Annotated in this window: 23 protein-coding genes; 4 read left to right on the plus strand and 19 right to left on the minus strand. The window is 42.7% G+C overall.

Annotation, left to right across the window (positions count from 1 at the left end):
- Window positions 1-279: 279 nt before the first annotated feature.
- The 4 genes from AC1DE7_RS23940 to AC1DE7_RS23955 are packed head-to-tail and all read right to left on the minus strand — an operon-like array spanning window position 280 to window position 2,620.
- Complete coding sequence (locus tag AC1DE7_RS23940) at window positions 280-702, minus strand: protein-export chaperone SecB (protein ID WP_339285491.1); 423 nt, start codon at window positions 700-702, stop codon at window positions 280-282.
- Between the two features lie 37 nt (window positions 703-739).
- The gene (locus tag AC1DE7_RS23945) at window positions 740-979 is read right to left on the minus strand and encodes a hypothetical protein (RefSeq protein ID WP_339285490.1); all 240 of its coding nucleotides are present in this window, start codon (window positions 977-979) and stop codon (window positions 740-742) included.
- 1 nt (window position 980) lies between these two features.
- A complete protein-coding gene (locus AC1DE7_RS23950; RefSeq protein ID WP_477535326.1) occupies window positions 981-1,634 on the minus strand; it encodes a hypothetical protein in 654 nt (217 codons plus the stop codon).
- A 23-nt stretch (window positions 1,635-1,657) separates the two neighbouring features.
- The gene (locus AC1DE7_RS23955) at window positions 1,658-2,620 is read right to left on the minus strand and encodes a tRNA dihydrouridine synthase (RefSeq protein ID WP_339285486.1); all 963 of its coding nucleotides are present in this window, start codon (window positions 2,618-2,620) and stop codon (window positions 1,658-1,660) included.
- Window positions 2,621-3,005: 385 nt separating this feature from the next.
- On the opposite strand from AC1DE7_RS23955, the gene AC1DE7_RS23960 reads away from it, so the two are divergent.
- From AC1DE7_RS23960 to AC1DE7_RS23970, 3 genes are all read left to right on the plus strand, one after another.
- Entirely contained in the window at window positions 3,006-3,212 is a 207-nt protein-coding gene (locus AC1DE7_RS23960) for a DUF2536 family protein (RefSeq protein ID WP_076329555.1), read from the plus strand.
- A 284-nt stretch (window positions 3,213-3,496) separates the two neighbouring features.
- Entirely contained in the window at window positions 3,497-4,378 is an 882-nt protein-coding gene (locus tag AC1DE7_RS23965; protein ID WP_076253804.1) for a GNAT family N-acetyltransferase, read from the plus strand.
- 283 nt (window positions 4,379-4,661) lie between these two features.
- Window positions 4,662-6,428 (plus strand): leucine-rich repeat domain-containing protein, encoded by a 1,767-nt coding sequence (locus AC1DE7_RS23970; RefSeq protein WP_477535327.1) that lies wholly within the window; start codon window positions 4,662-4,664, stop codon window positions 6,426-6,428.
- A 236-nt stretch (window positions 6,429-6,664) separates the two neighbouring features.
- Here AC1DE7_RS23970 and AC1DE7_RS23975 read toward each other — a convergent pair whose 3' ends face one another.
- From AC1DE7_RS23975 to AC1DE7_RS24040, 14 genes are all read right to left on the minus strand, one after another.
- The gene (locus AC1DE7_RS23975; RefSeq protein ID WP_339285482.1) at window positions 6,665-7,357 is read right to left on the minus strand and encodes a CPCC family cysteine-rich protein; all 693 of its coding nucleotides are present in this window, start codon (window positions 7,355-7,357) and stop codon (window positions 6,665-6,667) included.
- A 1,563-nt stretch (window positions 7,358-8,920) separates the two neighbouring features.
- Window positions 8,921-9,283 carry a hypothetical protein gene (locus AC1DE7_RS23980; RefSeq protein ID WP_339285481.1) on the minus strand — a complete coding sequence of 121 codons (363 nt, stop codon included), beginning with the start codon at window positions 9,281-9,283 and terminating at the stop codon, window positions 8,921-8,923.
- 328 nt (window positions 9,284-9,611) lie between these two features.
- The gene (locus tag AC1DE7_RS23985) at window positions 9,612-10,646 is read right to left on the minus strand and encodes a hypothetical protein (RefSeq protein WP_477535328.1); all 1,035 of its coding nucleotides are present in this window, start codon (window positions 10,644-10,646) and stop codon (window positions 9,612-9,614) included.
- Between the two features lie 46 nt (window positions 10,647-10,692).
- Entirely contained in the window at window positions 10,693-11,646 is a 954-nt protein-coding gene (locus tag AC1DE7_RS23990; protein WP_477535329.1) for a class I SAM-dependent methyltransferase, read from the minus strand.
- A 5-nt stretch (window positions 11,647-11,651) separates the two neighbouring features.
- Window positions 11,652-12,500, minus strand: coding sequence for an FkbM family methyltransferase (locus AC1DE7_RS23995; protein ID WP_477535330.1), 849 nt, complete (start codon window positions 12,498-12,500; stop codon window positions 11,652-11,654).
- Window positions 12,501-12,540: 40 nt separating this feature from the next.
- Entirely contained in the window at window positions 12,541-13,353 is an 813-nt protein-coding gene (locus AC1DE7_RS24000) for an ABC transporter permease (protein ID WP_127546849.1), read from the minus strand.
- A 4-nt stretch (window positions 13,354-13,357) separates the two neighbouring features.
- Window positions 13,358-14,167, minus strand: a complete 810-nt coding sequence (locus AC1DE7_RS24005; RefSeq protein WP_017690646.1) for an ABC transporter permease — start codon at window positions 14,165-14,167, stop codon at window positions 13,358-13,360.
- Window positions 14,145-15,149: an ABC transporter ATP-binding protein gene (locus AC1DE7_RS24010; protein ID WP_340983470.1), complete on the minus strand. Its 1,005-nt coding sequence runs from the start codon at window positions 15,147-15,149 to the stop codon at window positions 14,145-14,147. Before AC1DE7_RS24010 ends, AC1DE7_RS24005 begins: the two co-directional genes overlap by 23 nt.
- 32 nt (window positions 15,150-15,181) lie before the next feature.
- Window positions 15,182-16,360 carry a radical SAM/SPASM domain-containing protein gene (locus AC1DE7_RS24015; protein ID WP_076320024.1) on the minus strand — a complete coding sequence of 393 codons (1,179 nt, stop codon included), beginning with the start codon at window positions 16,358-16,360 and terminating at the stop codon, window positions 15,182-15,184.
- A 43-nt stretch (window positions 16,361-16,403) separates the two neighbouring features.
- Window positions 16,404-17,498: a radical SAM protein gene (locus AC1DE7_RS24020; protein WP_340983471.1), complete on the minus strand. Its 1,095-nt coding sequence runs from the start codon at window positions 17,496-17,498 to the stop codon at window positions 16,404-16,406.
- Between the two features lie 27 nt (window positions 17,499-17,525).
- Window positions 17,526-18,641, minus strand: a complete 1,116-nt coding sequence (locus AC1DE7_RS24025; RefSeq protein WP_340983472.1) for a UDP-glucuronosyltransferase — start codon at window positions 18,639-18,641, stop codon at window positions 17,526-17,528.
- 44 nt (window positions 18,642-18,685) lie between these two features.
- Window positions 18,686-20,044: an ATP-grasp domain-containing protein gene (locus AC1DE7_RS24030; RefSeq protein WP_127546851.1), complete on the minus strand. Its 1,359-nt coding sequence runs from the start codon at window positions 20,042-20,044 to the stop codon at window positions 18,686-18,688.
- Window positions 20,041-20,292, minus strand: coding sequence for an acyl carrier protein (locus AC1DE7_RS24035; RefSeq protein ID WP_036668367.1), 252 nt, complete (start codon window positions 20,290-20,292; stop codon window positions 20,041-20,043). The genes AC1DE7_RS24030 and AC1DE7_RS24035 overlap by 4 nt, the downstream gene beginning before the upstream one ends.
- A gap of 13 nt (window positions 20,293-20,305) precedes the next feature.
- Window positions 20,306-21,253: an NAD-dependent epimerase/dehydratase family protein gene (locus tag AC1DE7_RS24040; protein ID WP_244898284.1), complete on the minus strand. Its 948-nt coding sequence runs from the start codon at window positions 21,251-21,253 to the stop codon at window positions 20,306-20,308.
- A gap of 70 nt (window positions 21,254-21,323) precedes the next feature.
- On the opposite strand from AC1DE7_RS24040, the gene AC1DE7_RS24045 reads away from it, so the two are divergent.
- The gene (locus AC1DE7_RS24045) at window positions 21,324-21,563 is read left to right on the plus strand and encodes a hypothetical protein (protein ID WP_164783194.1); all 240 of its coding nucleotides are present in this window, start codon (window positions 21,324-21,326) and stop codon (window positions 21,561-21,563) included.
- Between the two features lie 59 nt (window positions 21,564-21,622).
- Here the strand turns inward: AC1DE7_RS24045 and AC1DE7_RS24050 are convergent, their stop codons facing one another.
- Entirely contained in the window at window positions 21,623-22,678 is a 1,056-nt protein-coding gene (locus AC1DE7_RS24050; protein WP_340983473.1) for a hypothetical protein, read from the minus strand.
- Window positions 22,679-22,698 lie beyond the last annotated feature (20 nt).

A 22,698-nucleotide genomic window follows, 5' to 3' on the forward strand; every position in this document is an offset into this window, starting at 1 on the left:
ATATATGGTTTGAAACATTCTACATATGGTGATAGGTAAATGTCTTATTAAAAGACTTCTTGAACAGTTATCTAATGACTTTAGCACCCTTGCAAATGGATATATTGTATCGTGCTATTCCCCTATACAGTAATAGCCAAGCATAACAAAGATCCCCTCCGGTTTTCAGTGTTAGGTTCATTCAAACATGAACTTCTTTATCACTGTCCACCATGAGAGGATGCCCTCTTCTTCCACAACTACAATAGTTTTTTCAGTAGCTTTTTTATAAGGTTACTTTTAATCGTCACTATCATGTTCGTGGAATAAATTATAAACGTTAATTGTAGGAATGATAACGGGAGAAATACCCGCTTGAGCAGTAAAACTTGTAATAGTCGACCTCAAATAAGGAAGTAATATTGCCATTGAATTCAACTCAAAATTCTCAAAATCAACATTTTCACAATCAAAATACCCTCGCATAGTAAGTTCTAAAAAAAATGGAAAGTTATTCTCGTTAAAATCTTCATCAAATAATCTGCAAGTTAAAACAACAATTGCTTTGGATTTATCTGTAGAAACATGAACTTCAGACGAGAATTTAAATTCAATCTCTAATTCTTCATTCTCGATATCATTGAAATTATGATTGCGTGAAAATATCATTCTATCAATTTTATAATCATTAAATCGAAGTGTACTTATAATTTCATCTTCCATAATAACCCTCTATCAATTTTTTTGTAATTTTAGTAGATTAACTCGCGAGCGGAAAACTTCCCGCCACATGATTTGTCTTTGGACTATATTTTGATTTATATGTTCCACCAATTGTAAATGTTGTTTTATTCTCATAGGAGTAACTCTCGGCTTCACTAAAGATTACATGACCCTCACCGTTTTCAACTTCAAACCCAGCTTCTTTGAGCAAGTTTACAAATTCATCCCGATCCATCTCATCAAAGAAATTATCAATACTTTTTTGAATGTCTGACATTTCAAACACTCCCATCAAAACTTATTTTTTCTTTTAGTGTAATCAATTGTACATCTCTGAGACATAATTCTACTCCATTTGGAGTATGAGGTATTAACTTGTGTTCTCTATCATTATCATCAGGTGTAATTGTGCATCCTCTTACTAACTTATAACGATCTTTTATACAGATCATATTATAAACCTTACCATCTAAATCATCCTGATTTTTAGCCTTAACGTTAATCCCATGCTTTTTAATCTCATTTTCCACAAATCTCTTTCTTATACCTTGGTAATATTTATTGTGTTCACCAAGTGGATCTGTTACATCAAAAACCTGTCTTTTAAGCATAGCAAGTTCAACTCTAAAAAGACCTACGGAAATCCCTTTATTTTTAAACTTTCGAGTCGCCCAATAATTTGCCATTTCGATATCTTCTTGAAAAAAATATACTCCGTTACCCAACCATCCGATTCTGTTATAATCAATGTTGAAGTTACCCTTTTCAATTTTAACAGCTGCTGACTCACTTGTACCATGATAACCTTCAAACTCAAAATTTTCAGTCATTGAGAACTCAGTATCTTTATTATCATAATCTAAAACAAGGTAAAAAATACCTATCTCTTTACAATAATACCCTAACTGAAAGGCCCTCGCAAGCAAAACCAACCTGTTATAGAATATAGAATAGACTAAAATGTAATATATTCATCAAGCAACGTACGAACTTCACTTGTCGACTTGGCGTTCATCAAGCTGTTTCTCAGCTCACTAGCCCCGCGGAAGCCACGGACATAGACTTTAAAGAAACGGGCAAGCGCACTGAACGAACGTGGTTCAAGCTCGGAATATTGATCATGCAAATCCAGATGCAGACGCAGTAAATCAAGCAATTCCTCACTACTGTGTTCCCTCGGCTCCTTCTCAAAAGCAAACGGATTCTGGAAGATACCGCGTCCAATCATAATGCCATCTACACCATATTGCTCCACGAGTCTAAGGCCTGTCTCACGGTCAGGAATATCCCCGTTAATCGTCAGAAGAGTATTGGGCGCTATCTCATCACGAAGCTTCTTAATCTCCGGAATCAGTTCCCAGTGAGCGTCTACTTTGCTCATTTCTTCTCTCGTCCGCAGGTGAATGGACAGATTCACAATGTCCTGTTGCAAGATATGGGTTAACCAGTCACGCCATTCGTCTACCTCAGTAAATCCAAGACGCGTTTTTACACTGACCGGCAGCCCCCCGGCTTTCGCCGCCTGAATAATCTCCGCCGCAAGGCCTGGTCGGCAGATCAAGCCGCTTCCTTTTCCATTCTCGGCTACATTCGCTACCGGACAACCCATATTGATATCGATGCCTTTAAAGCCTTCTTTCGCCATACCGATACTCATCTCACGAAAGAATTCCGGTTTATCTCCCCAAATATGAGCCACAATCGGCTGTTCATCCGCTGTAAACGTCAAACGCCCGCGCACACTATGGTGCCCCTCAGGGTGACAATAACTCTCTGTGTTCGCAAATTCGGTAAAAAACACATCCGGTCTGCCTGCCTCACCTACGACATGCCGAAACACAACATCCGTCACATCTTCCATGGGTGCCAGTATAAAAAATGGTCGTGGCAATTCACGCCAAAAGTTTTCCTTTGTCATCTCAAAAGCTCCTCTATACATTCCAGGACAGTCTCCGTCCTCATTAATAATCATAAAACGTAACTCTTTGCATCTGCCTGCCTATCATCTACATTAGAATTAACATTAACAGTTTTCGTTGCAATTCACATTATGCTGTCCTTGCTTCTTCACTTATACCATGCAAATGTAACTTCGTTCAAACAGCAGTATCTGTTATTACTTCCATTAGATCTTCAGATTAACGGAAGTTCGATGATCTCAAAATTGCCCTTTCCCGATTTTATCACGTCTTTATTAGATTTTCAGCCCGATTGCTCTTGCCGAACTGGAAAAGCTCCTCTAAAATGAAGCTCGACAGGCTTTTAACCTGCAAATCAAGATTTTAAGGAGGCCTGAATGATATATGGAAATTTCACTGGATATGATCAAAGACAAAGTCGAATGCTTGCAGGCTTATGACTTCCGTGAACTGGAACGAGCGATCGAAGAACGAATCGGAATGAACAAAGCATTAATGCTACGCGTGAAGCAAGTTCAGCATCAAGTAACGTTTGACCCTTTTCGCAACAAGATGTTATATAGTGCAATCGTGCATTTTGCCGTAAATTAATGGACCAAGATTTTCAATAGTGAAAAACAGTTCACTGACGCAATTGCATTTAAGCATATCCTATAAAGCATGCAAAAAAGAAGACGCGAATTCGCTCGCGTCTCTTTCCATATCAAACTCCATTTTCTCTTATTAAAACTCCTGCTTAAATAACATCGCCAAGTTTGTTTAAAACGCGGTGTTAAAAGAGGATTTTTGTCACCTGTAATCATATTTTACATAGTTAAATACGGGATCGTACCACTTTACAAACAGTCACTTTTGAGGATTAAGGGGAGAATACCATGCAAGAATTAATATTTATGAAGAATTATAAAAACAATGAAGTACTGCGCAAGAGTTTTTTCGAGCTTGCTGTCAACACGTTTGAGATCAATTTTGAAGATTGGTATCAACAAGGATACTGGGGCGAGCGTTACATTCCTTATTCATATGTCGATGGAGACCAGGTTATTGCCAACGTTTCTGTTAACATCCTTGAGCTCATCATTCACGGTGAGAAGAAAAAAGCGATTCAAATCGGCACGGTGATGACACATCCTGATTATCGGGGGAAAGGACTCTCTACACGTTTAATGAACAAAGTTTTAGAGGAATACGAGAACAAGTACGATTATATGTACCTTTTTGCCAATGAATCTGTGCTCGATTTTTACCCCAAGTTTGGGTTTAAACCTGTGGAAGAACATCTTTTTTCAATAAATTATACGGCAAAAAAATCACCCGAGCCTGCGAACATCCGAAAACTAAATGTAACTAACGCGGAGGATTTACGTCTTATTCAAAAATTGGCATCGGAAAGATTGCCTGTTTCTCAGCATTTCGCAACCCATCATGCTCAAGGAATACTCATGTTTTATTGCCTGAATGTCTTTAGTGATGATATTTATTACTTGGAAAACGAAAACGTCATTGTTATTTATCAGAAAGAAGACAATCATATTGAGCTCTTCGACGTTGTTAGCTTAAACGAAATGAATATGAAAGATATCTTGGATAAGATTGCAGATGAAGATACAGAGAAAGTAACCTTTCATTTCACTCCAGATGCAACAGATGATATCGTTCTAAAAAGTTCGATCACCAATGAAGGTTTATTTGTAAGAACCCATGGTGAACATCTCTACCCTCTGCACGTTAAACACCCGATTACATCTATTGCTTGATGATTTATTTAATAAGACCTACCACCAGACCATACTTAAAAAAGATCAAAAAGGAGCAGGATTCCCTGCTCCTTCGTTATGTGAAACTTCTTTCTCTCATCAAACGTAAATTCAAAAGGTATAATGAAATCAGATGACCGTTCAGCATGATCTTATGACCATCATAATGAAGGAGGGGACATTCGTGGCGTTTATCCCGCTAAACTGCCCCAATTGCAACGGAAGAATTGAATACAAGAAGGATGAGGTTTTAAAGTGTCCCTATTGTGAAACAGAACTTTTATTGAAGCAAAATCATGTCTATTACGTAGACCAGACTATTAATCATTACCATGGAACGCCCCCTAAAGTACCACCGAAGCAGACTGCCTCCGTAAAGGTAATGCTGATACTGATGTTAGTCCTAACTGGCGCGATCGGTACATATTTTTATTATAGCAATAGCTCCACCTATCCAAAAACAGAAGCCAATCTGCCTGTACGAAAGATGCCTGAAAGCGAGGTTCTGCTCTCATTTTTGCGAGATATCTTTGATAAAGGGGCCGCCTTGCCAACAGAGGAGGAATTGGCTCGTATTCGCTATTTAACCGTAGAGCATTCGGAGAATGATCAGTGGAAGTTTACATATAGCCTCTCCGATCCCTTCAGCGACGAACAGGCCGAGAAGATCACTTATATTACTCAGGACAAGAAACTGAATAGCCAGCGGATTGATCAGCGAGATTTTGAAGCTTTTAAGGGACTGACGGCATTGGACCTGACGAATACCTATGAAATATCCCAGACGGACCAAACCACTTTGGCCCATATGCCCGGATTAAAAAGTTATGGTGGCGCTTTTAACGAATCCTTTAGTACATTTTCGGGCTACTTTGGCGACAAGTCTAAAATTACGGAGCTTACCACTCAGCTTCGTAGCAATCAGGAATTGGCTATGTTGCTGGAATTCCCCAATCTGAACTCTTTATCCATTACCTATGTGGATGAGTCCGTAACAAATTTTCACTTGTTAAACCAATTGCCAATCAAGTCCCTGTCGCTCACCTTTGTCGATGAACTCGGATGGTTGTCGTCCATGACCGGGTTATCATCCTTGTCTATACAGTACAGTGAAACCACAGACCTGCAGCCGCTATATGCCTTGACCCAGCTTCAGGAGCTTCAGTTGTCCTATTTAACGAATGTAAAGTCCATCGACTTTGTGCAAAATATGCCTGCTCTACAAAAGTTAGATATTGAAAATGTAAACTTCTCCAGTCTGGAGCGCTTGACCGGCAAAAACTCTATTACCACACTACGCCTGGCTTCTCTAAGTGAGCTTGGCTCCGTAAAGGCCATAAACAGTCTGCCCTCTTTGCGGGAATTAACGTTGTCCGGCTACTACGAGAATGCAGAAGCGCTGACACTGCCTAAAGTAGAGCGAGTGGAAATTCCAAGCTCCTTTCTCCCCGGGCTAAAGGCCCCGACTACAACCAGTCTGACGCTCCGTGGCGGAAGTGGGGAATTGAACTTGGCTGCGCTGGGGAAATTTCCGAAGCTGAAGCAGCTTTCCCTCTGGGAGATCAGTGAAATAACCCGTCTTGCCGCCCTGGACGGCTTGTCCCGCCTAGAGACTTTAAACATTTACGACTCGTCACTGTTCAAGGAAAGCGACGCCTTATTTCGTTTGAAGCAGGTGAAATCTTTGGTTTGCTCCGAGTGCAGGCTGAACTTTGAACAAAAGGCGGCCGCGGAGAACAGCGTACTTGAACATTTGACCTTAAACCAGTCATATTTTAGCATGAACAATACCTCTGTTACTGAAATTGATCAAATGATGCCTTACTTTGCCAACATGTCCGCTCTACGTTCCTTCACCATGCAGGATAGCAATTTGGATTCTTTAGAATTCATGAGTAACTGGCAGGCCATAGAAGAGCTTCATCTCGAGAACAATGCCATTTCCAATATCGAGACCCTAAGCCAGCTGCCTAATCTGCAAAAGGTATATCTATCCGGTAATTCCGTGCAAAACAAGTCCGTGCTTGGTGCGGGTGTGCACGTATATTAGCCAGTATACAGATCAATGGAGATTCTTAAACTCCTGTGATTAATGAACTTAAGAGAGGCGAAAGTCTCTCTTTTAGTTTTTCACCTAATGAATCTCAATGATTAGTCATTACATGATACGAAAAGCCGACTGCACTGATTTCAGGGCAATCGGCTTTTGATCTAACATCGACATAGCACGATAGCAGACCCAACAAAAAAATAGGGATTCGTCCCCCCTCTCTACTATTCAAGTTACTACCCACAAAACATATTTATATCATTCAATGCTGAATCAGCATGCCCTCTAACAAATGAACTTTCATCTTTTAATGCATCATGGATAAGTGGAAGAATCAACTGTTTATTCACTGCTCCATGTATTCTTGCGATATGGCCAAAACAAAGAACGGCTATTCCTCTTATATTTTCATTTTTATGCTGAGTGTATCGGACCATCAGTTCTTGTATAAACTCTCCATCATCCGCATTTAATGTTAGAGATAGCAAGCCATTTACGATTGTGTCAGGATTATCGGAATTGATCAGGTTTATAATCTCTTGATTCTTTTCTATGTTGTTGCTGTAACGTTCTACTCTTTCGTGAACTATATCATCTAGTTCCTTTTCGAAGGAGTTGATTTCTTGCCATATTTGTTGGTCAGATTCATTATTTGCGGCGGTTCTAAGCTTTTCAAATGCATGAATTAATCTTTTCTTTGTTTGTACTTCTTTATTCGTTTGTTTTAAGATTGTTCGTCTATCTCTATACATGATGTAGTGTTTTTTGAAGTTCTCACGAGCCTCAGTAAGTGAATAGTCTTGATTGGGTCCGTCCCAAACTTCATCTGCGTGCGGATCATCTTCCCAATTACATAAACAACAAATTTCCCAACCCTGTCTTTCCTCCAGTGTGGGATAGCCACAACAGGGACAATTAAATCTGTTCATATTAGCTACTCCTTTTCATCTCGCTTACCCAAACATGCCCAACCCTCACATTAAAAATTGTAATACATATACCACTCAAATTTATTGGATCATTCTTATATACCCTTTGCTTAATACATTCAATATTCTTTTTTGTGTTCTCTACACTAAAATCACATCTTCCTGAAGTTTGGAAAGTAAATACTGCTCAATTTTTAATATGAATCGCTATCACCGTAATTACCCATATAAAATAGAACCCTTCCGTCGTGTTGGAAGGGTTCTGAAACCGTAACATTTAGTTTAATCTTTTCTCACTAATATGGCTACACTCTCCACATGTGCGTGTGGACACTTAAAACAAGTTACAGGATTAGCATTTGCTCAATCAGGGGCAACTGACAGCAGCTGTCCTTATTTTCTCACCGGTAATATCAGTTCACTGCTGAACACTTTTGCTGATGTCTCGATATAACTAATGTGAGACATATCACCAATACCAGAAACTAGGGGTTCATAAACGCCTAAAAATTAACATATTATGTATAAAAATACGTACTGATACAGTGAGCCGGCCACTAACTAACATTTGAACACCTTTAGCCTTCTGAACCACTCAAAAATTCATTATACAGAATAGTCTGCATTTCCTAAGAGTATTGTAACTCCCTTATAGCTCAGGTAGATCTACACTTGCCCCATCAATTTCACTTCCTCTTAGCTGGTCTCCATTTGAAACCACAGTTCATACAGCCGTTAACAATTTCACTTCTCCCAACGAACCCGACTAATATACTTACTGGTAGCGCTAGAAACAAGGAGATTGCTCCTAATCCCATGAATAATATCATAAAGCTTTCTAAAGCATAGCTCACTCTATACAAATTGATAAGGTAGTTCGATACAATAGTCAGTATGCCAAAAAGAATCATAATACTAAGAGTTGTGAACAAGTTTGCGAAGCTGTAACCTCTTTTATTGGCTACCACTTGTTGTGACTTGCACTTACGACAAATAACTGCATTTACGCTCTTTGTACTGCTTGCTTGGGGACTAGTCGTCCTAGATTGACCGCTAACAGCCCTGTTAGTTTGTACGGATGATCTATTAGGCTGATTGTATGTAGTTCTATTATCACGTTGCACTTCGTTTGATTCCCTCCTCAATGAATGTTTGTAAGCATGTAGAACTATTCGACAAAACCTTCCAAAACCCTTTATCTTTCGAGCGTACCTTTATAAATCCATAGAACGGCCATAGATAGTAATGAGTTGGTGACGATGAACATTCAAAGAGAATTTATAATATATCCAAACTTGGGAACATTCTACGATCAGTGATAAGCATAGGCAACGATTGAAAGCCTACTTGAAACAAAAAAAGACACGGAAGAAAAACTCCGTGCCTTTAGAAAACAAATATCTTACTTTACCGAACTTGACGACATCCACGATGAACAAGTCTTGAAGCAGGTACTTCAAAGACTTATTCAAAAAATTGAAGGTAATAAATTTCAATTAAAGCCATGCATTACAACATTTCCCGTCCTCAGTGACTAGTGGTTTATACTATTCCAATAAAACTCTATTTAATATAATTCTCAAAAGAAATCTGATATTCAGAGTAATTTGAAGGATTGCTTTTTTCGAGTATTTTCAGAATAGCGGGTTCCCGGAAATCAATAGCATCTACGGAAAAATAGATAGTCTTCATATCTCCTTTCACATTATTATCAATCTTATATGATTCAATTACTTTTCCGTCCTGTATCAATTCGGTAGCTAGCATACTAGCCGTTCCTCTCAGCACATAAGCAGTAAATGAAATAGAATCATCGTTGATCAAGCTCATAACTTCATCAATAGATGCCGTCTTATCGTACTGTATATATTGATTATATGAATGTGCTGTCACCAATCTGTACGGTGTGTTGATAAAAACATCCATGTATTCAAACGTACTATCCTTGCTGGTCGAGGATAATAAGGGTAATTTAAAACTCTCATGAAACTCCTTATTATTTTTTCCGTAATCATGTAAAGGAAAAGGTGCGAGAGGGTTTTATTCTTTTACTACAATAATAAAAAAGAGGGGCTCTCGCTCCTCTTATTATTTCCGCCAATACATCTCAACTATTAGTCTTTCCTGACCAACAGTGAGTAACACTCCACATGACTAGTGTTGATGCAGACAGCGGCGATTTTCATACGATGAAAAGACACATACACAGTATGCCTGTTGATGCGGCTCATTTCTAGCAATATTAGATGTGATTTTACCTGAAAGCCTTTAACATTAAAAATAATTGATTATGAAAATGTACTTCATTCGTATATATTTTTGTAAATAAACCAATGCACTTGTCTATGATTTCCCCAGTGAACTTTTGGGACATGATGGCTTTATTCGAATAGATCCTTACTGTCTTCCAGTCATGAATAATTTGGTCCAATAACGGGTCAAGCGTATGTCTTGCATGGATATGATCAATGTTGTACTTATAGAGAGTATTTAACCTGTATTTCTCAGAACATTTTCTATAAATAGTACTGCTCAGTGTTTCTATAATCGTTTCATTTTTTATAATGAGTTCGTAATTTTCTGCCAACAACAGTATATTATTCAAACTTTCCGTTATTTCATTTTGATACCTGCACATATTTTCTACGAATGTATTGATGGTTGTGTGTGCTAAATTCTTATTGTTCAAGATTTCATGATTACCGGGGGGCACTAGCGCATATTCCCAAAAGTAGTCTGGCATCTTTACGTGTTCCGAAGTCATACATGACCATTTAAATTCTGAAAATGGCAGAGAATATTGTCTGTATTCTGTAATATCATCAACCGTATATATTTCCTCGTTCGTAAGATTGAAGCCATAGACAAAAACAGGGTGCAGTCCATGTTTTTTGTTATAGTAAAAGTCTCTCCCGCGTTGATAAAATAAATCAATAAATATGGAAATCGGATGACCACTTGAAATAGAGTTTATGATCTCATCTTGTAACGTATCTAGTTCAGGGGATTTTTTACGAATAGAGATCCCCATTTCCTCAAGGATCTGATCCCCCTCCTCAAGATCCAACACCTCTAACTTGAAATATCCTCTTGTTTGTATTTTTTGTTTATCAAATCTATAAATGCTAATAACATTATTCAAAATCGGCAACTCATCTTTTTTAAAATATCTGGCAAGCGTTAACAACAAATTGTAGCCGCAATTAAAATAAGGAAAATTATGATGAGGATACATTTTTGTCATGCCGTCGAAGGGCTGAAAGGTGTCCAGGGAAATAATTTCTTCCATAAAATATTTCTCCTATACTAAAATTATATTTGATATTACGGCTATATTACCTCTTAACAAGGTTCATCATACGGTATTGCCGCGTTCCAGCCTTCATCTCTTCATATTTCTTCGAGCCGGGCAATGCGATGAATTCATTGATATCTCCAATATTCGTGCTCGCTTTGGCATTGCTCGCAATCCCTTGTGTGCCAGTACGTTGCTTCGCACTCTCATCACATGATAGAAGAACATTCGAAGTCACATCCTGATTGCGGATTACAGACAGGCCTGCTTCCTCTAACAGCCTGATGTTATGCGCTACCTGATCTCCCAGCATCAGCTCCGTATACAGAAATACGCCGCCAACTCTCATTATCCGGTACACCTCTTCATAGAATCGAGATCGGTTCGGATAGGCATGTGCGGATTCTATATTTAACACCACATCGAAGCTCTCGTCTGCAAACGGTATATTCTCCGCATCGCCGACGAGATACAAAGATTCACCCCCTCGGGATTTGGCATTGCAATAGGCAATATTCGCCGGGCAGATGTCGAGACCGACAATAGACAGCGGCTTGAAATATTTAGACAGAGCTGCTATGTTCCCTCCCCTGCCGCATCCGATGTCGATCACCTGCCGCTCCCGAATCGCCGTCCTGCCCACTGTCTCAAGCAGCAGCTTGACCGAGTTTCTATTCCATGCATCGTCGGGCTCAATCACCGCATGTTGCTCATTCTCGTGCGGGACGTAACCATAATTTAAGAAGGTGGCGAATCGGCCTATACCGGACAGCGCAAGAGAGTGCGAAATCTCGCTATAATCCCGAATTTCAGCCTCTTTCCGGTTCCATTCGGAAGGGTGGACAAACTGCTCACGCCGGTCGAGCATCGATACATAACGGTCATCGTTCGTATATACCGCATCGCAGCTACAGCATTGTAGCAATGCCTCCGACTGGACCAGCACGCCCTTGCAGCTGGAGCATACCAACCTTGCAGGTAGATGTTGTAGCATGACTATCACCCAGCCGACGTATGCATTTGATTCAACGCGTACACATTATAGTAATTTGGGATATTCAAATCTTCGTAGTAATCGATCACGGCATAGAAACCGTTGGTTTGAAAGATGTTCTCGAGCCTGCTGATCTGCCCTCCGTCCAGTCCGTGTACCTCCATTACAATTTGCCTGATTTTGCCCCAATCTTCCGGTTCGATTCCTTCCAGCACCTCGAACTCACTTTTTTCCACGTCGATTTTGAGAAGATCAATTTGGTTCAGATCATAAAAACGGATCATTTCGGAGATCGTAGTTAGCTTGCAACGATAGATTTGTTCATTCAGAAGCTTCGGCGACATAAGATGATCGACAAAGCGGTTTAGCATTCGCCGGTCAGCGAAATTATCTTCGTAATGGTTGATTAACCCGTATCGGAGATCTTGATCGTGGTTCTCCCTGTATTTGATCTGGACAGAGTCCGTGGACATCGTAGGAAAATAGGCAAACTCCGCTTCCTTGATCTCATTGGAAAGCCCGACGTTAACCGTCGTTACGCGAGGCAGCGAGCTCGTATTCATCTTCAAGAGTTTAAACGTCGGAGGCAGTGGCTCAAAGGCATACACCCTGCAGTCGCTCTTGCTGCTGACATATAGGCTAAACATGCCGATATTAGCCCCGACGTCCAGGACCGTGCCATGATCCGGAAGCGTAATACCGTGCTTGAAATACATCTCCTTGTGGAAAATCTCGTTGTAGAGAAACTCGGTCTCTCCTTCGTTGTTTTGATAGATTTCAATCCCGTTGTGCAGCCGTTTCTTTGTAATGGCGTCTGTCTGCAATGGATGACGCTCATGCTCCGTCTTGCTCATTCAATTCACCTTCTCAACAATTTGTTTGTAGGGCATTTCTCTAACTGCTGGCGCTTTCATAGCGTTTGACGGCCAGCTTCCAGAACAGCCTGACCACTAGAAGCGATATAACGGGAGCTACAAAAATCCATATCCCAAGGAACAAGTCCAATCGATCAATCAAATAAACCGACGGCATGTTGGTGATGAACAAGATCGGCACAACATACAGCCCAATTCTCCGCAGCCATTTGGGGTATATGTACATCGGCATATTGTTTAAATCCCAACATTTGTCGAGTATTTCGAAGATCGAACCGGATTTCACCGTCCAGAAGGCAAGGATTTGCGGAAGTAGAAGTACCGAATAGGTCACGATTGTGCTACTCAAGATCACGCCGATATATCCGGCCACGTGGATCAAGCTTGGCTCGATGTCAAGACGCTGCCAAGCCAGTACGATCATCGTGATCCCGGCGATCAGGTTCGGGATCGGAAACGCGAAGTTAACGTGCCGGAATGAAATCATGAACTGCAGCGAAAGCGGCTTCGTCATATACAAGTCCAGCGTCCCGTTGCGGATATGGCCGGCGAATCTATAAAAGTTATCCATAAACAGTCCTGTATAGATTGCGATCATAATCGTATAGGTCCCCGTGAAGATCAACATCTGGTCAGGAGAAATGCCATTGATTTCGATCCCGAGCTGGAAAACGAACAAGATATAGATCAGCTTGGAAAACAGAAATACGGTCTCCATGATCAAACCGGAGTAGAAATTCGCTTTGTATTCCATGTAACCGACCAAGCTGTTCTTTGCGAAAATAAAGAACATACGTACATGCTTCCGAAACTCCGTCAAGCTGATACTCACAGATCTAACCTCCAACGGCTACATATTTCCTCATCCCGGAATCCCACGACAACTTCGAAATCATCATAAGCACAATTACCCAGACCGCTTGTAAGAGGAGTCCGCGCACGATTTCATGAATCGCCATGCTCCCATTGATGATGTTAACCGGGAAGAATACGACATATTGAAACGGTAAATAGCTGGAGATTCTGGCAAACGTATCTCCGAAAATATTAAGCGGAAAGATGGCACCACTTAGCAGATAGACGCCTTGATTGAACGCGATATAAACGCCCCAAACCTCGGTAATGATGAACGCGAGAGCACTAATCGAATAAAAAAGCAGGAAGTTGATGAGCAGTCCGAACAGAATGCTGACCAGGAACATAACGATCTGCACCCCTCTAAGCTGAAACCCCCAAATCTGAGTAAAAACGATCATCAGTATGACGAATAAGACAAGGACGACCCCGATCTGAACCGTTTTCCCACCGAAAAAATTGCATATCCGATAGCTGAAATAATGAATGGGCTGAGCGATAAATTTGCTCAGTCCACCCGTCTTGATATCATTCGCGATTTCCCCTTCGAAGCCGGCAGAAACCAGCTTGGAGACGACGCCGGACAACACGGAATAAATGATGATCTGTGAATAAGTATAGCCATTAATAATCTCTTGCGGCGAACTGCGAAACACAGCCGTCCAGAGGAAGCATTGGACGAGAATGATGAAGCCGCCGCTGATGATACTCATAAAGAAATCGGTCCGATACTCCATCGCATTCTGAAGCGCAAGGATGTACGTCCTTTTATACTTCTGTAAGGCTTTCATGTCTGACCCCATCTTTCTGATACAAGCTTTCGATGCCTCGCTCGACAGGTATATCTTCAACTGTGAAATCAAGGATCGGGAACCGGTCCAGCATCATCTTGGAAAGCCGCTGGAGGTCATGCTTATCGATCTCCATGACGGCATTCATACCGTCATGTTGCATGATAGCGCCATACTCGCTTAGCGCTTGCCTCGGCACTTCGTCCGTAAATTGCAGTTTGATGATCTTTTTTGCATGAAACAGCTCGTTCACACGCCGAAGATCGCCGTCGTATACGATCTTCCCTTGATTGATGATGATTGTTCGTTTGCATAAATCCTCAATATCCGCCATGTAGTGGCTTGTCAGAATAACCGTTGCTTTCGTCTGCTGGTTATAACACTTCAGGAACTCCCGAATGCGCTTCTGCGAAATCAGATCGAGTCCGATTGTAGGCTCATCCAGAAAAATTACCTTAGGCCGGTGGATGAGCGACGCAATTAGCTCCATCTTCATCCGTTCCCCCAGCGAAAGCCTACGTACCTGAATATTGAGCAGATCTTTAACATCAAGCATCTCCGTAAGCTCATCCAGGACAAGGTTGTAGGGCTTATCCTCGACCTCATAAATGCATTTGTTCAGGTACAACGATTCGTTCGCCGGTAAATCCCACCACAACTGCGATTTCTGCCCCATCACGATCGAGAACTGCATCTTGAATTCTTTTTTTCGCTCCCAAGGGACATAGCCTAATACCGTCGCTTGCCCGCTTGTCGGATACAAGATGCCGGACAGCATCTTAAGCGTAGTTGTTTTGCCGGAACCGTTCGGGCCTAAGAACCCGACCATCTCGCCTTGCTCGATTACAAGTGATATCTCGCTAACCGCTTCTTTGATCAGTGATTTCCGCTTCACTAAATTTTTTAGCGATTTTTTGAACCCCAATTCTTTTTCGTAGTAATTGAAGCTTTTGGATAAGCGTTCCACTTGGATAATACTCACTGGTTCACCTCATTTATGCTCATGTAGAATAGTTAAACACCGTGCAAATGCAAGACACTGCACTTGGAACATGCCGGTGTCAGTCGTTCATCCATCATTTCCCTTATCCTTCTGTAGGTCATGCCGTGCCATAATTCCTGTACGGACGCTTCATTTAATTTGCCGATCTCGAACTCTTTGAAAAATTTGCACGCAACAATCGTTCCATCGGGCGTAATATCCATCCGGTTCGAGAGAGCCAGGCACTTCTTGTTCATCGTGCCTTTACTCTTCACCTCTTTGCCGAGCACGAAATCTTCGATCTGGTCATAATCCAGATTCGGCTGGTAGCGTAAACGCATTTTCCAGACCCGATTATTCACCCGGTCCAACTCGCTCATCAAAGCAGGGATACGCTCCGGATCGAGCTTGTAGTTAAAGGCGTGCCAGCTTCGTTCGCCCTTGTGCTCGCTCGCCGCAAGGAAGTCGAACTTCTGGTCAAAGTAATCGTCCATTCCCTGCGTGCACTCGTCCGAGATGTACCACGGGAAACAGACCATGACCATATCTACACCGACGCCCTCCAGAAAGTCCAACAGATCGTACAGCTTGTCGGTCATAGCATCGTTAACGACGGTATGGATCGTAATTTTGCCCTTGAATCGGTTTTCCTTGCGCAGCTCGACTAGCATCCGAATAGCATCTATCGCCTTGTTGAATACCCCTTTGCCGCGAAGCGCATCATTCTCTTCTTCGAATCCATCAAGTGCAATGAGCAGCTCCAGGTTGTCGGAGATTCTCAGCAAGGCGTCCAGCTTTCGCTCGATCAGCATCGCGTTCGTGCAGATCGTCGTCTCGCGAGGATGGGCTTCAAGCAAATCGGCCAAACGGTCGAAATGGCTGTATACGAGCGGCTCGCCGCCCCAGATATAGAGTCTCGACTTGGCTGGTTCCGTCTCGAGGATCAGCTTCTCCAGCAGCCCGTAGTCGAGCTGTTCCCGCTGCTGCTCCGGTGTCATAAAGTGATGATAGCCGGTGTCGTTCCATTGATAGCAATGCTTGCAGCGCAAGTTGCATTGGTTCGTCAGTTTAATCCCGACCGACTCTGGCAACGGTGTCGCGTAACCCGCTATTTTCTCCATGTTCCGCTTGGTTTCCACCGTATTCTTGATAGTACGTTTCAATATTTGCAAATCCTTTGGGGAACGTTTAATCTCTGATTTCGGATTCATATCAACACCACCCTTCTTAAACCTATTAGGTCATTCACATGAATCAATAGATATAATACCTTGAACAAGCCGTACAAATCGGAAGCATATTTTTTTTCATATACGCGCGATAATCTTTGTACTTGTCACTACTCCAGATATCCAGCAAACTCTCTTCGTTCACGTTGCCAAAGGTCAGATCATAGAAGGCATGGCAGGGAGAAACGTCGCCCCTTGCCGTAATCTCCGCATAAACCCATGGAAGGGAGCACCGATTCCGTTTATCAGCCATCTGATGGAATTGCCCCGAGAAATAGTTGCTCAAATTTTGTTCATCTATCGTCTTCGGATAGGTGATCACATGGATGCTGTTTTTCAAGCAATACGCTTTAACATTATTGAGCTTTCTCGTCAATTCCGGAATATCGATCTGGCTGAACGAACTGGTGTCACGCCACACCATCCCCTTGGCATAAGGAGCTTCATGAACGTCGAATTTGTCACTAAGAACCTTCACATATTGGGCATACTGCTCTTCCGTTGCATAGAGTTGCACTTCCATGCTGATATGGTCCAACATTGACAAGTCGATATGCTTAAAGAAAAATTCCTCAACGTACATATAGTTCAAGGGCGTAATGATAAAGGATACACCCATTTTCGGAAATTGCTTGCCCTTGCTTTCCCGAAGCTCATAAAGCTTCTCGATCCCCTTGATTACTTTCTTGAATACGCCTTTGCCTCTCTGCTTATCGTTTATTTCCTCAGGGCCGTCGAGCGACATCCAGATCTTATTTGGAGCAGTCTCGACAAGCATCTCGGCATGCTGCTCAAGCAATGTGCCGTTCGTGGGGAAGTCCGCTTTACTTCCATAGTGATTGATCATGGCGAGAATGTCGCTCAGCCAAGGGTACATCAGCGGCTCGCCGCCGAAGAAATCGTAATACGGCTTGCCCGGGCTGCACTCGACGATGATCTTTTTAATGAGATCCGGATCCAGATGCGCTAACGTTTTTTTGCTTTTGTAGGGACCTTCGAGTCCCCACTCATAGCACATCTTGCATCGTAAATTACACTCCTCCAACAGCTGCATGACGATCCATCTCGGATAGCTTGTCTTTGTCTTATCTTGGGCGACACTCAATTTGTTTACGCTCATCGCATAACCCCTTCTGCCATTGAAATCTTACCCCTTCGTTAACGCGACTCTCGCACAATAATGATCCACATAATTCGTCCGTTCTCCGGGTCTGTTCATGATCGCTTGATGCATCTCCCTAAGGACCTCTACGGAAAAATCCATCTCCCGCCACTTCTCGTAGCGTATTCCGAACCCCAGTGATTCCCACAATTCCAAATTGCTAAGCTCGTGACTTCCGAACGGCTCCAGCAGAATAAGAGGGGTTTCGGATGCAAGCGAGTCGATTAATGTGCCCGCTCCCGGCTTGGCCACGATAGCCATCGCCTCCGAAGCGATATCGAATAACCAATGATGATCAACCTCAGCGGCGTATGACTTCGTGTCTTCTCCCGTTATTTCGATGTATGGCGGAAACTCGTGCAGGCCGTTCGCACTCTTCACCCATGCACACCATTCCGGATCATTCATCCAATATCGGTGATCGGGATCGGGCTTCGCTTCCTTCCAATCGTAAGCTACGATATCAAGCCCATAGTTATGGGAGGCAAGCTCTGGAATTGTACTTTGATAAGTGCCCATCCCCCAGCCGCCGCCATGAACAACAAGCCGCCGCTTCCTTGAGTCGAAGGGCAGTGCCGTACGATGAAGAACCGGGATTTCGTATCGAATTTCCATCTTGTCGGTGTCATAGAGACAAGCATTGTAATAATACTCGTCATAGCTAGGATGAAACTTCTTCAAGCTCTTCCAAGACGGGGCCAGATCTGAATCGACGTAGAGCAGGTCTACATGAATTTGATTCGGCAGCATCTTCTCCCTATACAAATCCAGAATATAGATCCAGTGTCCGGATAACGATATGAATTCGTACCGCTCTTCCGCTTTCCACGCCTCCAGCAATAGCTCGACCTGGGCATAATCAATGCTGCCCCGGATATCCATCGGCATTCGGGCCGATAAATTGGCAAGTGCGAAATTATTGTGGTAAGCCTTTCTGCTGTCTACAATATGATCCATCTTGTCTTGCTCCAAATAGCTTTCGAACACGAGCACTTCCGTCGCGATATCCCTTTTCTCGAAATCACTTGCAGCTAACAGGCCGGGAATATAGAAACCCAGACCGAAACCCGAGCATAGAATCGTCACTTTCCGCTCACCCATAAAATTTCTTCCTCCATTCATGGCTTCAAGCGCTTCGGACTGCATCAGCGGGCGATCTTGAAGGATAACGACGACAGCACCTCATTAACCTTAGTGGTCAATCGTTCGTTATCCCATTCCCCTTCGATCAACGAATAATATAATCTGCCTTTCACCTGCTTATTCCGGATCCCCTTGCACTCGCTGACGACTTTGTTAATAAAGAGCGTATTCGCGCTTAAAGGTAAAATACCGAATCCTCGATCAGGCTTATATAGAACACCCTCGCGGTCCAGCGATTCAAGCAATTGATCGAATGATACATCGCATGCAAACTGTAAAGTCGCATGTGTCATGCTCCCGGCCGTGTCGTGCTTCTTCAGGTAGCGGTCAACGTAATGCTTGATCAGACTCATCGATCTTCTTGCATTCACCTCAACAATCGGAACGATGCGGCCGTCTGTCAACAGCATAGAATCGACGCATACGTCGCCGTGATAACCCGACCGATAAAGCTCGCGAGCCGCCCGTTTCATTACATCAAAATACTTCGCTTCCTGCAGCATATGAAGCAACCTATCGTCTGCTGTATAGGAGCCTTGGTAAGCGAAATTGTGATTGACCAACTGCTGCACTGAGATATGTCGGTAAGTGCCGTCCGGATCGATGTGGAATTGGCAAGAAAAATCCAATTCCTTGCGGAGGAACGGCTCAATAATAAACCGAACCGTTTTTCCCTTGCTGCACTGATCGGCGACATAGGATGTGACTCGCCGCAAAATCGCTTCCGACTCGATCAGCAAATTGCCTTTCCCCGATACCCCAAACTCATCTTTGATCAGGAAGGGTCCTTGATTCAGCAAAGTCAAGCCGCTTGCCAGCAGCTTTTCGGGAGAATAGACCGTCTGGCTGTCACACCGAAGATCAAGGCGACGGTTCAATTCGGTTGAATACAGCTTCGAATTGACAGTCTGAACCGTTTCGATAGCTGGAAAATCCTGTTCCAGCCCGTAACGCGTTGCAGTACGATCCGCCCCCGGAATGACGGCAAAGGGCGACAACCGGGCGCCGTCCAGCAAGTAGAGATCCATGTCACCCATTCGATCGGCTGATGTGAGCAGGTCGAATATATTGGCGGTTCTGCCTACGCTTCCTACATCAGGACTCTCGAGATCGGTTGAATTGGAAAGAAATTTAAATCCGATCTCATGCAAATACTCTTTATGGCAAACGTTCATTCGATAGCGAGTAATGAGCTTATCCTGCGCCTCGCAAAATGGGAAGAGCAGCTCATCCATGGCCATCACGATATTCTCCATTTCAGGATCGTGAAACGACGGCAGTTTGGCTAGATTAGGGTCGCGCCAGAAGCGTTCCGCGTCAAATGTCCCGATAATGAGCTCGAACTTGCGTCTATCGTTCATACAGGCGCTGTTTTCTGCAGCTCCGAGATATAATTGCAGAAGGTCGTGACCGACTCCATAAGATTGAAGTCGAATTGTTCAAAATCGATTTCAATACCGAAACGCTCTTCCACCTGTAGTACAAAAGTAATTAGCTGTAAAGAGTCCAATCCCCCGTCTTCCATGATGTTCGAATGCTCGTTCAAACTGTTTGCCAGTTGGGCGTCTTCCTTGATTTCGCATATCATCGCTATGATCTGTTCTTGCATAGGTACCTCCCGTTTAATGGATATATTGACCCTGGTAATAATGGATCGTTCTAGCGAGTGCATCATGCAAACTGATCGCCGGTTCCCAGTCCATAATCGTCCTTGAAATGGTAATATCCGGCTTCCTTCTCCTTGGATCGTCTTCCGGCAGCGGGAGAAACTCTAACTGCGCGTTGGACTTCATTAGCTCCTTCAATATTTGGGCGACTTCAAGTATGGTGACTTCCTCCGGATTCCCCAAATTGACTGGCTGTTCATACGTGGTGCTCAGCAGTCTCACAATCCCTTCCAGCAAATCGTCGATATACTGAAAGCTTCTCGTCTGTCTGCCGTCGCCATAAATCGTAAGGTTTTGCTTGGACATGATTTCATTAATGAAATTGGTAATGACGCGTCCGTCATTTAAATCCATCTTCGGGCCGAATGTATTGAAGATCCGAATGACCCTTACCGGTATACCGTATTTCCTGTTCATCCAGTAGGTGATCGCCTCTGCATACCGCTTCGCTTCGTTGTAGCAGCTTCTTGCTCCAACCGAATTCACGTTGCCATAGTAGGTCTCCGGCTGAGGGTGAACAGTTGGGTTACCGTAGATCTCGCTTGTTGAAGCCAAGAAGAAAGCAGCCTGCTTTTCTTTGGCCAGATACAGCAGATGCATCGTCCCTTCGCTGTTGACCCTCATCGTTTCGATCGGATAGGACAAATATTTAGGCGGACTGGCAGGACTTGCAAAATGCATCACCCAATCGACAGGGCCTTCAATTGCGAGCGGATAAATGACGTCATGCTCGATAAACTTGAAATTGGGCGACCGTAAGAGATTGTCTATATTGACAGTAGACCCGGTCAGAAAATTATCGACGCCGATAACGGTATGGCCTTCCCGCAGCAGCCTCTCGGCAAGGTTGGAACCGATGAAGCCTGCGACTCCTGTTAATACAATGAATATTATGATCCCCACCCTTACTTAAGGTTTGTGAAGCCACTATTAATTCAATCGAACAGGTATGGTTCTATGCATGAATCACAAGATGTCGGGTCAAATAACAGGAGAGATTCTTGAGGTGAGTGGATTCGCTGTGGTTGTGCCGGAAAAAGCGCTTGAAGCAATGCGGATCGTTGAAAGACAAGAAAGCAATAGGCTGTCAGCAAACGGATCTTTAAGACAAGAGCAACGGTTTGGCTTAATCAATACGCTGTATCGCAACGATTATAATCCCGGCATCACTCCCTCCATAAATATGCCCGGATCACCACCGGCTTCGGGCTAAGGCTTCTATTCAGGTACAAGAAGAGATATCCACAACTGACATCATCTGCTCCCTCAACATTACTGAATGCCTACCTTCTTCAGCCATCGTTCAAGGAATATGGATTCTTCATTTTCTATATTCGTAATCAGCGTTTGTAAGCTTTCGGAAATACTCGTATCCCTAGTCAAATTATATTTAATCGCTACATTCACAAGTATCCTTGCCTGAAGTTCTATGGCTGTGAATTCATCTATATGCTCTTGATTTAATTCAATTAAATGCCGATTATGGTACAAGTACTTGAGTCTTAGCGTCATCATCTTCTTATGATCATAAAGTAAATGAAAGGGTCTTATATCAAGCATAGCCTTATGTTCCGATGTTTCTTTCACATAATTAAATAGAGTTGTGTATATTTGCATGCCGAAGTCAAGATTATCCTTGTCACCCCCGTAGTTGAACATCTCCCAATACTCCGGCGTTTGCTTAGTGAAATAATTTCTTATAGAATTCAATAGGGTATCTGCACTGAATTTATCCTGATTTTGATCATTGAATGTATACAGATAAACCATTTCTCTAAGGTAATCATGATTGGTTGTTAGATGATTTGTGTCGAACGCAAGATTGAAATCATTAAATGATATCTCAGCCTGACTATACACCCCGTTCTTAAAAAAATCGGAAACATACAACATCTCTCTATCCAAATCATAGCCATAAACAAATATGTCATGATGCAATTGAAGTTTATTGTAGCGATCGCTTAGGGGCACGTAGAAATAATTGATCATGGTGTGGACATAGTTATTAGCATTAATATTTTCTACAATAAAATGAATAACAGAGTCCCATTTAGTTGTTACAGTATCTCTATGTATCTTTTGAGTAGTAATCCATTTGCACGCATCCGAAGGCCGTAGCTCATAAGTCACAGGAAAATAAAAATCTCCCCAATGATGTTTATAATCTTTGTTAATAAACAATTGGATATAATTGCTAAATATCCATGGGTGTGCGCACTCGTAATGGGTAAGTATGGACAAGAGATGAGCATGTTGCGTATAGGTTGTAATCATCGGATAACTGACCGGCAATATTTTTCTGCCTAACGTTTGAGTTGAATTCTTCAACCTTTCGTTCACCCCTGGTT

Source organism: Paenibacillus sp. 10L310, from assembly GCF_056395745.1.